The organism is Citrobacter sp. KH_055_1, from assembly GCF_057838705.1.
Genome location: NZ_CM174473.1, coordinates 4201162 through 4213743 on the forward strand (window position 1 = coordinate 4201162; position 12582 = coordinate 4213743).

A 12582-nucleotide genomic window follows, 5' to 3' on the forward strand; every position below is an offset into this window, starting at 1 on the left:
CGTATGCTGAAAGTGCCGGATGGCGGCGTAAACGCCTTATCCGGCCTACAGTCGATCGTAGGCCCGGTAAGCATTGCGCCACCGGGCATTTTTTTACTCTTCGGCTTGTGTTTGCGCTTTCTTCGCCAGGCCGTCCAGCAGTTTTTGATGAATACCGCCAAACCCGCCGTTGCTCATCACCAGAATGTGATCGCCAGGCTGCGCGGTTTTCACCACCATGTCCGCCAGCGCGTCAACATCACCGCTCCAGTGAGCAGGCTGCACGCAGGCTTCCGCGACTTCCGATACCAGCCACGGAATGTGCGGCGGTTGCAGCAGGAACACTTCATCTGCACGACCTAACGACGGCGCCAGATCGTCTTTGCACAGTCCCATTTTCATGGTGTTAGAACGTGGTTCCAGCACGGCAATAATGCGCGCCGTGCCACCGACTTTTCCGCGCAGCGCGGCGAGCGTTGCCAGAATCGCCGTCGGGTGATGGGCGAAATCGTCATACACCGTCACGCCATGGGCTTCGCCGCGCAGTTCAAGACGTCGACGTGCGTTAATGAACGAGCCCAGCGCATTGGCGGCATCCGCAGGCTGAACACCAACGTGGCGAGCGGCAGCAATGGCCATCAGGCCGTTGTGCATGTTGTGTTCGCCGACCAGGCCCCACTTCACTTCGCCCACTTTTTCACCGTCTAACAACACTTCCCATTCGGAGGCATCGGTCGTCAGTTTCTTCGCCTGCCAGTGACCTTGCTCACCAACCAGTTCCTGTTCGCTCCAGCAGCCCATCGCCATCGTCTGTTTCAGATTGATGTCGTTTTCCGGGTAGATGATGCGTCCCTGACCCGGCACGATACGTACCAGATGGTGGAACTGTTTCTGAATGGCTTTCAGATCGTCAAAGATATCCGCGTGATCGAACTCAAGGTTGTTGAGGATCAGCGTACGCGGGCAGTAATGTACGAATTTGGAACGCTTATCGAAGAATGCGCAGTCGTACTCGTCCGCTTCAATAACGAAAAAGTCGCTTTCACCCAAACGCGCAGAAACCTCGAAGTTCCCCGGCACACCGCCGATGACAAAGCCTGGCTTATAGCCGCAGACTTCGAGGATCCAGGTCGCCATTCCAGCCGTGGTGGTTTTGCCGTGAGTTCCCGCCACTGCCAGCACCCAGCGATCGCGCAGCACAAAGTCATGCAGCCACTGCGGGCCAGACATGTACGGAATGTTCTTCTCCAGCACCGCTTCCACGCACGGATTACCGCGTGTCATGGCATTGCCGATGATCACCAGGTCCGGTTGCGGGTCGAGCTGGCTGGCATCGTAACCCTGAATCAGTGAGATGCCCTGCTTCTCAAGTAAGGTGCTCATCGGCGGATACACATTGGCGTCCGAACCCGTTACTTCATGACCGAGCGAGCGAGCCAGCATCGCCAGACCGCCCATGAAGGTGCCACAAATTCCCAAAATATGAATGCGCATACGTCACTATCCTTTTTTAATCTGGGGGTCATTTTACGCACATGTCAGGCAACTGAGAAACGCATTTCAGGATAATCCGCAGTTTGCTGGCGCGATTCACCTAAGCGCGAGGGCTGAAATATTTGTTAAGATTATGGCGGTCGCTTTACTCCATACAATTTGCAGGGAAAGTGTTATGAAAACGTTAGGTGAATTTATTGTCGAAAAGCAGCACGAGTTCTCTCATGCTACCGGTGAGCTGACTGCTTTGTTATCGGCAATAAAGCTGGGCGCCAAGATCATCCACCGCGATATCAACAAGGCCGGCCTGGTCGATATCCTGGGTGCCAGCGGTGCTGAGAACGTGCAGGGAGAGGTTCAGCAGAAGCTCGATCTGTTCGCGAACGAAAAACTGAAAGCTGCACTGAAGGCACGCGATATTGTGGCGGGCATTGCCTCTGAAGAAGAAGATGAAATCGTCGTCTTCGAAGGCTGTGAACACGCAAAATACGTTGTACTCATGGATCCACTGGATGGTTCATCGAACATCGATGTTAACGTCTCTGTCGGCACGATCTTCTCGATTTATCGTCGTGTCACCCCTGTCGGTACGCCGGTAACGGAAGAGGATTTCCTGCAACCGGGCAACAAGCAGGTGGCGGCGGGCTACGTCGTTTACGGTTCATCCACCATGCTGGTGTATACCACCGGTTGTGGCGTACATGCGTTCACCTACGATCCTTCTCTGGGCGTATTTTGCCTCAGCCAGGAGCGCATGCGTTTCCCGGCAAAAGGCAGCACCTACTCCATTAACGAAGGCAACTACATCAAATTCCCGAATGGCGTGAAGAAGTACATTAAGTTCTGCCAGGAAGAGGATAAAGCCACCCAGCGCCCGTATACCTCGCGCTACATTGGCTCTTTGGTGGCGGATTTCCACCGCAATCTGCTGAAAGGCGGGATCTATCTGTACCCGAGCACGGCCAGCCATCCGGATGGAAAACTGCGCCTGCTGTACGAATGCAACCCAATGGCCCTGCTGGCCGAGCAAGCGGGCGGCAAAGCAAGTGACGGTAAAAACCGTATTCTGGATATCATCCCGGAGAGCCTGCACCAGCGTCGTTCATTCTTCGTCGGTAACGACCATATGGTTGAAGACGTTGAACGTTTAATCCGTGAGTTCCCGGACGCGTAAGACTCAGACGCCGGAGCAATCCGGCGTCCTTTACGTGCTTAGTTGACGAAGGTCAGTTTGACCCGTTTTGATACGCGGAAATACGGTATCCAGATAAGGATCTGGGCCGCGCAGGAGACAAACGCTTTTATATCGTCAGTGCTCAACCCCACGCCATAGAACATGGCACCCAACCAGCTGTCCATCGCGTAGTAAAGCGTGGTGCCTAAAATGAAGGCAGTATAAAACTTGGGTAGCTGACGTTTCTTTTTGAAAAACAAAAACGTCGTGTAAACCAGCAGCATTAAGAGAACAGCCATACAGACGAGTTCAAAAATAACCAGCGCACTCACGTCCGTTTCAGTGTGCAAAACAAACATCGCCACACCGAAAAAGCCAATGACCCCAGAAATGACGGACATCACCAGCGTCACCGCCGGTAAATAAAGCCAGCCGCCAATTCCCGTATATTTTTTATTCTCACAACGCGTGCAGTGGGTATCCGGAGGCAGTACGTTCTCCCCACAGCTGGCGCATGCTGTCGGTAGCCCTTCGCCTTCGATTCCTTTCATGCTTTTGATTCCATTAAGTAAGTGTAGCCTCCTAGTGTATACGCATTACCCGCTATACGCGAAAAACAGCCCACGACATCATTTTGACGCGCTCGTGGTATTCACCCGTGTGACCGGTGAACTTTGGCGGTTTTCCCATAGCACCGTCAGACCGCGCTGTAAGGCGATAAAAACAAACAGCAGAATACCGATGGCGATCTTCGTCCACCATGAGCTTAATGTGCCGTCAAAGTTAATGTAGGTCTGAATCAATCCCTGGATTGCCACGCCAAACAGGGTGCCCAGCACCGTGCCCACGCCACCGCTCAGCAACGTACCGCCGATCACCACCGAGGCAATGGCATCCAGTTCAACGCCGACGCCTGCCAGCGCATAACCGGCCTGGGTATAAATGGAGAAGACAATCCCGGCCAGCGTCGCCAGCCCAGTAGAAAGCATATAGATGCGGATTGTCGTGCTGCGGGTCGAGATCCCCATCAGGTTAGCTGACGTCGCGCTACCGCCAATGGCGTACACCTGATTGCCAAAGCGTGTACGGTGCGCAAGGAAGATACCGATCACCACTACGCCCAGCATCAACAGTCCCATAGCGCTCAGACGACCACCGCCGGGGATCTTCCAGGCAAGGCTGGAGAGCGTGTCATAAATCGGGTGGTTAATGGGGATAGACTCTTCGGAGACCAGATAGCTGACGCCACGCAGAAAGAACATTCCCGCCAGCGTAATAATAAACGCCGGTATCTTCAGGGCATCAATCAGTAACCCCATAAAGGCGCCAAACGCGCAGCCCATCGCCAGAACCAACGGGAACGCCAGCAGCGGGGAAATCCCCCAGTAACCAATGGCTTTTGCCAGAAATACGCCGGTAAAGGCAATCACCGAACCGACGGAAAGATCGATGCCGCCGGAGAGGATCACGAAGGTCATACCCACAGCGATAATGCCTAAAAAGGCGTTGTCGGTCAGGATATTGCAGATCACGCGCGTCGAGGCAAAGGCCGGGAACTGCGTCAGGCAGTAGAGGTAGCCCAGCACAAAGACGCCAAGGGTGATCATCAGCGGTAAGTTACGTTTTATCATGACCACGCACTCCTTTTATCAGGCTGATAAAGCGTTGCGACTGGACGACCAGCACGCACAGCACCACGATGGCTTTAACCACCTGGTTGAGCTCCGGCTGGAAGCCGGACAGTAAAATCCCGGTGTTCATGCCCTGAATAATCAACGCCCCTACCACCGACAGCAGCAGGTTAAATCGCCCGCCCATCAGCGAACCGCCGCCGATCACTACCGCCAGAATGGCATCCAATTCCAGCCATAACCCGGCGTTGTTGGCATCGGCTCCGCGAATATCCGCCGTGACGATAATCCCGGCAATGGCCGCGCACAGACCGCTCAGCACATAGGTGAGCATCACGATAACGCGGGTATTCACACCGGCATTTTTCGCCGCCCGAATGTTGATGCCGACCGCCTCAATAAACATACCCAGCGCCGTTTTACGCGTCAGCAGCCAAAAAGCGACCAGCGTTAGCAGCGCGATGATCACCGGCGTCGGGAACAGCAACAGCGATCCGCTACCGAACCATGACAGATCGGGCGAGTTAAACGTGACGATCTGCCCGGAGGTGATCAACTGCGCTACCCCACGCCCGGCCACCATCAGGATCAACGTGGCAACAAACGGTTGGATCTTGAGGATGGCCACCAGAATCCCATTCCACAATCCCGCCAGGATACCGGAGCCTAACGCCGCAAGCAGGACCACCGGGAGGCTGTGCCCGGCAACCGTCATCGCGGCGGTGGTTGCCCCCGCAATGGCCATCACCGCGCCAACGGAAAGATCGATACCGCCGGTGGCAATCACCAGCGTCATGCCAATCGCCAGCAGCGCCACGGGCGCGGCGCGGTTGAGAATATCAATCGGGCTGCCGAACAGACGGCCATCCTGCAAAATCACCTGATAAAAGTGCGGGGCGACCAGGCTGTCAACCAGCAGCACCAGCAGCAGCGCCACCAGTTGCGGCATGCCCTTCGGCCAGCGAAATCGTCGTTTCGTGGTGTTGGATTGAGGGAGAGATTGAGGCATCACAACAGTCTCCTTAGGCCGCAATGGCGTTCATGATTGCCGGTACGGACAGTTCAGCCAGCGGGATCTCGGCCACCTGTTTGCGATCGCGCATGATAATGACCCGATCGGCGTAACCCACCAGTTCTTCCAGTTCAGAAGAGATCACCAGCAGCGCCAGACCGTCGGCGCACAGTGTCTCGATCAGGCGAATAATCTCGGCGTGCGCCCCAACGTCGATCCCACGCGTGGGTTCATCGAGGATCAAAAACTGCGGTTTAGTCAGCAGCCAGCGCGACAGCAGAACTTTTTGCTGATTACCGCCGGAGAGAAACTCGATCGGCTGTTCGGCGTTGGGGGTGCGGATACCCAACTGGCGGATAAAACGCTCGGCAATGTCATTTTGCTCTTTGCGCGGAATCGGCCGCAGCCAGCCGCGCTGTGCCTGCAGGGCCAGGATGATATTTTCCCGCACCGAGGCGGCAGCAATAATGCCGTCCGTTTTCCTGTCTTCCGGGCAGAAGCCGATCCCCAGACACGAGGCCTGATGCGGCGATCGCAGGGTCTGCGGTTTGCCTTTGATCAGCGCACTGCCGCTGTCGGCAGGTTTAATGCCAAAGATCACTTCTGCGGTTTCTGTACGTCCCGATCCCAGCAACCCCGCCAGGCCGACGATCTCGCCGGGACGGACCTGCAGATCGAACGGTGCGATCGTGCCTTTTTTGCCAAAACCACTGAAGGCAGCCACCGGTTTGTCACTCAGCAACGTGCGGCCCGCACGCTGCAACGCGTGGGTATCTAGTTCCCGACCGAGCATCATCTTCACCAGTTCGATCTGCGGCAGTTCGCGGGTTTCGCGACAGCCGACAAAGCCGCCGTTACGCAGAACGGTGATCCGATCGCTGACTTGATAGACCTGATCGAGAAAATGGGTAACGAAGATCAGGCTGACGCCGCGATCGCGCAGATGCCGCATCAGACCGAATAGCATCTCGACTTCCTGGGTATCCAGGCTGGCGGTGGGTTCGTCGAGGATCAATACTTTCGCCGACAGATCGATAGCCCGGCAAATGGCGACAATCTGCTGCATCGCCACCGAAAAACGGTTTAACGGCTCGCGCACATCAAGGGAAAAACCGTAGGAGGCCATCAGCTCCGTAGCACGCTTTTCCATTTGCTTGCGCTGCAGCAGGCCAAAGCGTCGCGGCTCGCGGCCAATAAACAGGTTATCTGCCACCGACATATTGGGCAGCAGGTTCACTTCCTGATACACGGTGCCAATCCCCAGTTGCTGGGCATGGGCGGTATTCTTGGGTGAGATAGCCTGGCCTTCAAGCCAGATGGTGCCGCGATCGGCGTGGTAAACGCCGGTCAGCGCTTTGATCAGCGTCGATTTACCGGCTCCGTTTTCACCGAGCAACGCCATAATCTCGCCACGCCGCAGGCTGAAATCCACGTTATCCAGCGCTTTGACGCCAGGAAAAAATTTACTTAACCCTTCGGTGCGAAGGATTTCCTGATGTTGGTCGGTGGTCATGGTATTCCTCCGGCATTACGCCGGATGGCGCTACGCTTATCCGGCCTACAAAAGCGCTTAATGTAGGCCGGGCAAGCGCAGCGCCCCCGGCATTTTCATGAAGGCTTAGTAGCCCATGTTTTTCTTCTTCTCTAGCTCTTCTTTCGCGGTATCCGGCAGATAGAGGATAGATTTGGTAATGGTCAGCTTCTCAGGCATGGTGCCGTCTTTTTTGAATTTCTCCAGCGCGTCAAAGGCTGGACCGGCCATGTTTGGCGTCAACTCGACGCTGGCGTTGGCTTCCCCGTCAATCATCGCTTTATAGATATCCGGCACGCCGTCGATAGAGCCAGTCAGAATGTCTTTGCCCGGTTTCAGACCCGCTTCTTTGATTGCCTGAATCGCCCCGATCACCATGTCATCGTTGTGGGCGTAAACCATACAGATGTTCTTGCCGTTGTTTTCCGCTTTGATAAAGCTCTCCATGACTTCTTTGCCTTTACTGCGGGTAAAGTCGCCGGACTGAGAGCGGATAATTTTGATGTTTGGTGCCTTGGCAATGGCTTCAGCAAAGCCTTTTTTACGGTCAATCGCCACGCTGGCACCGACGGTTCCTTGTAGCTCCACAACGTTACACGGCTTGCCGTTCACTTCTTTAATCAGCCAGTCGCCAATCAATTTGCCTTCCAGCACGTTGTCGGCCGTCACGGTGGTCATATAGAGAGATTTGTCTTTAACATCGATGGAACGATCGAGCAAAAAGACCGGGATCTCGGCATCTTTCGCTTCTTTTAATACCGGCTCCCAACCAGTTGCTACCACTGGCGCAATGAAAATAGCATCCACGCCCTGCGCCACGAATGAACGTACCGCTTTAATCTGGTTTTCCTGTTTTTGCTGGCCGTCGGCAATTTTCAGCGTAATGCCGCGCTTCTCGGCCTCGCTTTTCGCTACGTTGGTTTCTGCTGCACGCCAGCCGGATTCAGACCCGACTTGCGAAAATCCTACGGTTAAAGGGGCGGCCATCGCCATAGATGACATGGCTGCCGAAACTGCTGTGACTAAAAGTAAGCGCTTCCACATAAGTGCGTCCTCGTAGGGTGATTATTGTTGATTAATAAACCGTCGCGAAAAAACTATAGACAATCGAGCATGTAACGGATTGCGTTACATCACACTTCAAAAAAGTAAATAAAACGTTAATCACAAGTTTGTAATCGCTTTCATTACCCTATGAAAAATGCAGCTGAAGTTATGGATTTTTCTGTCATCAAGACAGGGAGAAAAAGCGAAAATCCGAGGTGGCAAATCGAAAACAAGCGGAGACATTCAGCGCGAGTTGGCTATAATACCCGCCACTTGTTTGCCATAGCATATTTAAAGGAAACAGACATGAGCTTACTCAACGTCCCTGCCGGTAAAGATCTGCCGGAAGATATCTACGTTGTTATCGAGATCCCTGCGAACGCAGATCCGATCAAATACGAAGTTGACAAAGAGAGCGGCGCCCTGTTCGTTGACCGCTTCATGTCCACTGCGATGTTCTATCCGTGCAACTACGGTTACATCAACCACACCCTGTCTCTGGATGGCGACCCGGTCGACGTTCTGGTCCCGACACCGTACCCGCTGGAGCCAGGTTCAGTGATCCGCTGCCGTCCGGTTGGCGTACTGAAAATGACCGACGAATCCGGTGAAGATGCGAAACTGGTTGCGGTACCGCACACCAAGCTGAGCAAAGAATACGCTCACATCAAAGATGTGAACGACCTGCCGGACCTGCTGAAAGCGCAGATCACTCACTTCTTCGAGCATTACAAAGATCTCGAAGCAGGCAAATGGGTGAAAGTTGACGGTTGGGACAACGCTGAAGCCGCTAAAGCTGAAATCGTTGCATCCTTCGAGCGTGCGAAGAAATAAGTTCGCCTGAGCTCAAAACCCTGAACGCCAGCGTCTGGTTAGTAAGGGTTTTTTACTTCTCATTTTCCCTCTCTTCGTTTTTCCTTTCTCCGCTGTTTTCTTTTTGACCTACCAGATTGGGTAGTCACATTTTGCTCATCTTATTTGCGAATGAGACTAGATCTCATTATCATTCGCAACACGTAAATAAATGTGAATAAACGTCAATGAACCTCCACACTGTGAAGTCCCTGAAACACTATTCCGCCGTGGCCCTCGCCACAACATTGTTATTTACCAGCCTGCCCAGCGTGGCAGAGATGCTGTCTGAGAAAGATTTCCTGACCCGCGACGTCGGTAACGGGGTGTATGAGTTGGCGGTTGATGGCCAGCAGAAGGCGCTTTTTGCCGCCTCTTCACCGTCGTTTGATAAAGACAAAACCCGCGGGGTTATCTACAAACTCGATCTGGAGAAACTCACCACCACCGAAGTCATCGAAACCAGCCGCCGGGCGTTTGCTACCGCGCTGGATGAAGAAAATCAGGTGCTGTATGTCGGTAATACGCTGGAAGGTTCGGTGACGATTATCGATACCCGCAGCGGTAAAGAACGGGCGATACTGCAACTGAGCGATACCAGCAACCCGAAGGAAATCATCCATACGCGTGAAATGGTGCTGGATAAGCAACATCACCGCCTGTACGTTTCCGGCGTGGCTGAAAAAGGCGTTATCTGGGTGGTGGATACGCAAAAGCGTGAAAAAATAGCCACCCTTGAAAATATGGGCGAATACCCGACCGGCATGGCGATTGATGCTACAAACGATCGTCTGTACGTGGTGAACGGCAGAAACGAGCTGATTACGCTGGATACCACCCGCCACAAAATAATTAACCGTTTTTCCGTTGAACCCGCTAAAAAGCATTTCTTCCTGAATATCGCCCTTGATAGCAAAAATAATCGCGCGTTCCTGACCGATCCTGATTTAGCCGATGTTCTGGTTGTCGATATTCATACCGGAAAAGTCATTGCCCCAATCAAAGTCATTAATTCACTGGCCGTTCTCTATAACGAGACGCGTCAGGAAGTTTATATTACACACCGCAATGCCAAGCAGGTCAGCATTGTCGATAGCAACACCTATCAGGTAAAACACAGCATTGAAACCAATGCTTTACCTAACAGTCTGGCGCTTTCACCGGACGCTAACACCTTGTATGTCAGCGTAAAACAGCCGGAAAAAATGATTGGCGTCAAGCCCGACTACGTGCTGAAAATCGATTTATCTCAATACTAATAATCAAAAACTATTTTGCACCTTGTCGCCATGTTGCGCGGCAAGGTGGCGCTTTTATTTTTTACTTTTCAGGTGTCTTATATTATGAAAACGCGTCAACTTATTACGCTGACAGGGATCGTTGCATTCTCAGGCGGGGTTATTTTTCCCGCGCAGGCCGAAGAATTAACGGAAACCTCACGCAATAGCGAAGATGAAATGGTGATTACGGCGTCCGGTTTCTCGCAGCAAAAGCGTGAAGCCCCGGCGACTATTTCAGTTATCGACCGTAAAACGCTGGATATTCAGCCGGACCGCAACGTGGGGGAAGCCATTAAAAATATTCCCGGCGTCTCGGTGTCGAACAGCAGCGGCATGAATGCTGGCAGCATTATGATCCGCGGCATGGACCCGTCCTATACCGCCTTCATGGTGAACAGCGTCAAACAAAATACCGGCCAGTCACGCCCCTATGGGCACGACATCGGCACCGAAGCCAACTTCTTACCGCCAATGGAAGCCATTGAGCGCATCGAGGTTATTCGTGGGCCGATGTCATCATTGTACGGTTCCGATGCCATCGGCGGCGTGGTTAACGTCATCACCAAAAAGCCGTATGGGGCGAAAGACTGGACGACGGCAATTGCCGCGAATACCTGGCTTCAGGAACACCAGTATCTCGGCAATACCAGTCAGATGAATCTGTTCACCATGGGGCCAATTATTCCCGATGTTCTCGGCTTAAGCGTGGCTGCCGACTGGCTCGACCGTCGCGACGACGATCGGAATAATTACTTCGGCAAACATAACCGCAAATCCGTGGATATGACGCTGGGTCTGGCCGCCAGCGAAAATAACCTCTTCGATCTCAACGTTGTCACCGGCGAGCAGGAAAAAAACCGCACCCAGAAACGCGGTGCGCCGTGGTCATGGTTATATGATCGTAACGCCGCCACCCTGACCCATACCGGCTGGTATGCCGATGATACTATCGCGACAACTAACTACATTAACTACGAAAAAGGCCGCTCAAAATACGTTTATGACGGGCAGTCACCGCAGTATGTGCAGATGGAAAACTACGTCGCCAATTCACAAACCACCTTCACGCTCGACACCCATAAGCTGACCGTCGGGGCGAACTTCACCCGCGAAGAGTTAAACGACCGGTTTGATGTCGCCAACAAAACGCTGCCAGGCTCGGAGCCTGTTACCAAAATCAGCCGCAACGGTTGGGCGTTGTTCGTGGAAGACGGCTGGAGCATCAACGATTTCATCCTGACGACCTCCGCGCGTATGGATCAGGACGATAACTTTGGTACGCACATTACGCCGAAAATGTACGGCAACTGGGCATTCAACGATGCCTGGGCGCTGAAAGGCGGCGTCTCCGCCGGGTATAAAAAGCCGGAACTGCGAGCCACCTCCAGTAACTTCGTCACCCCTTACGGTTCAACCGTGCCCTATCCCTTCCTGACGGTCGGCAATGACGACTTAAAACCGGAGAAAAGCGTTAACTCTGAGCTGGGTCTGTACTGGACGGGCGATGTGTTGTCGCTCGATGGCACCGTGTTCTATACGCAATTCAAAGACAAGATTGCGGAACAAACCATTTGTGAAACCACGGCGACCAACCAGTGCTCAGTCAATGGCTACAACGCCGACTCGGTGAGTAAATACTTTAACGTCAGCGAAGCCGATGTGTACGGCGTCGAGCTCAACGCCGACTGGCAAATTAGCACCGACGTCAAAGCCAATGCCAACTACACCTACAACCACAGCGAGCAGAAAAGCGGCGTCAACAAAGGCTACGCGCTGAACGATTACCCACGCCATATGGCGAACCTTTCACTGAACTGGACGGCGACGCAAAGCCTCGACGTGTGGAGTACGGTGAACTACCGCAGCAGCAACCGCAACAGCGGTAATAACAACAAGTACGATGATTACACGATGGTGGATGTGGGCGTACGCTACCAGTTGAATAAGCACACACAGCTGATGGCGGGGGTCTACAACGTGCTGGATGAGGATCCGAAACTCACGACCGCATGGAGTGAGTCCGCTCAGGTGGAAGGACGCCGCTATAACCTTGGCGCGCGCGTGGAGTTCTAAATCCTAAAAAACAACGCCACCCGAGGGTGGCGTGTTATACCTGTCGTCTTTCAAACTGCCTCTGCGTTGGCTTTCCTCGCTTACCCCAGTCACGTACTGATGTACGTGACTGGGGATTCCTGCGTCGCCGCCTTGATGCAACTCGAAATCCATCAGGTATATGTTAGTACTTGTCGCGGTCTAACCAGTTACCGCTTTCTATCAGCGTTAACCCATCTACCGGACGTTGATATACATACATCCATGCACTTCCGTAAGGCGTCTGAATTAACTGGCGTGCGTACTCTCCGCCGCGCGAGCGCAGCGCATCAAGCTCTGCCAGCGTGGCGTTATCAATACGATAAACTTCCCCGTGTACCGTTCCGTTTCCCGGAACCGCGCCTGGATAGTGGCCCAGACTGTACAACTGGTAGTTATCGATGCTGAAATTACCCAGCAACTGGGCGTTGGTCATCCAGTGGCTGTTACCTTGCTTGGTACGTAAACTACCATAAACAAATATTCGCATT

General features: G+C 53.4%; 11 protein-coding genes. 4 read left to right on the forward strand and 7 right to left on the reverse strand.

Going from position 1 to position 12582, the window contains the following annotated elements; translation table 11 throughout:
- Positions 1-93: 93 nt before the first annotated feature.
- Positions 94-1473 carry a UDP-N-acetylmuramate:L-alanyl-gamma-D-glutamyl-meso-diaminopimelate ligase gene (gene mpl, locus AC3ITF_RS19775; RefSeq protein ID WP_489175960.1) on the reverse strand — a complete coding sequence of 460 codons (1380 nt, stop codon included), beginning with the start codon at positions 1471-1473 and terminating at the stop codon, positions 94-96.
- A 175-nt stretch (positions 1474-1648) separates the two neighbouring features.
- On the opposite strand from mpl, the gene fbp reads away from it, so the two are divergent.
- Complete coding sequence (gene fbp, locus AC3ITF_RS19780; protein WP_096758530.1) at positions 1649-2647, forward strand: class 1 fructose-bisphosphatase; 999 nt, start codon at positions 1649-1651, stop codon at positions 2645-2647.
- 38 nt (positions 2648-2685) lie between these two features.
- On the opposite strand, the gene AC3ITF_RS19785 is transcribed toward fbp, so the two are convergent.
- The 5 genes from AC3ITF_RS19785 to ytfQ form a co-directional block, all read right to left on the reverse strand.
- Positions 2686-3198 carry a DUF2569 domain-containing protein gene (locus tag AC3ITF_RS19785; protein WP_115259584.1) on the reverse strand — a complete coding sequence of 171 codons (513 nt, stop codon included), beginning with the start codon at positions 3196-3198 and terminating at the stop codon, positions 2686-2688.
- A 78-nt stretch (positions 3199-3276) separates the two neighbouring features.
- Positions 3277-4278, reverse strand: coding sequence for a galactofuranose ABC transporter, permease protein YjfF (gene yjfF, locus AC3ITF_RS19790; protein WP_096758532.1), 1002 nt, complete (start codon positions 4276-4278; stop codon positions 3277-3279).
- Positions 4265-5287: a galactofuranose ABC transporter, ATP-binding protein YtfT gene (gene ytfT / locus AC3ITF_RS19795; protein WP_146717642.1), complete on the reverse strand. Its 1023-nt coding sequence runs from the start codon at positions 5285-5287 to the stop codon at positions 4265-4267. Before ytfT ends, yjfF begins: the two co-directional genes overlap by 14 nt.
- A 13-nt stretch (positions 5288-5300) precedes the next feature.
- The gene (gene ytfR / locus AC3ITF_RS19800; protein ID WP_117342409.1) at positions 5301-6803 is read right to left on the reverse strand and encodes a galactofuranose ABC transporter, ATP-binding protein YtfR; all 1503 of its coding nucleotides are present in this window, start codon (positions 6801-6803) and stop codon (positions 5301-5303) included.
- A gap of 105 nt (positions 6804-6908) precedes the next feature.
- Entirely contained in the window at positions 6909-7865 is a 957-nt protein-coding gene (gene ytfQ, locus AC3ITF_RS19805) for a galactofuranose ABC transporter substrate-binding protein YtfQ (protein WP_096758535.1), read from the reverse strand.
- A 309-nt stretch (positions 7866-8174) separates the two neighbouring features.
- On the opposite strand from ytfQ, the gene ppa reads away from it, so the two are divergent.
- The 3 genes from ppa to AC3ITF_RS19820 all read left to right on the forward strand — a co-directional run bounded on the left by ppa (position 8175) and on the right by AC3ITF_RS19820 (position 12073).
- Complete coding sequence (ppa, locus tag AC3ITF_RS19810) at positions 8175-8702, forward strand: inorganic diphosphatase (protein ID WP_489175961.1); 528 nt, start codon at positions 8175-8177, stop codon at positions 8700-8702.
- A 206-nt stretch (positions 8703-8908) separates the two neighbouring features.
- Positions 8909-9979, forward strand: coding sequence for a 7-bladed beta-propeller protein YncE (yncE, locus tag AC3ITF_RS19815; RefSeq protein ID WP_489175962.1), 1071 nt, complete (start codon positions 8909-8911; stop codon positions 9977-9979).
- Positions 9980-10063: 84 nt separating this feature from the next.
- Positions 10064-12073 carry a TonB-dependent receptor domain-containing protein gene (locus tag AC3ITF_RS19820; protein WP_135912674.1) on the forward strand — a complete coding sequence of 670 codons (2010 nt, stop codon included), beginning with the start codon at positions 10064-10066 and terminating at the stop codon, positions 12071-12073.
- 163 nt (positions 12074-12236) lie between these two features.
- Here the strand turns inward: AC3ITF_RS19820 and AC3ITF_RS19825 are convergent, their stop codons facing one another.
- Positions 12237-12581, reverse strand: coding sequence for a gamma-glutamylcyclotransferase family protein (locus AC3ITF_RS19825; protein WP_096758538.1), 345 nt, complete (start codon positions 12579-12581; stop codon positions 12237-12239).
- Position 12582: the final 1 nt, after the last annotated feature.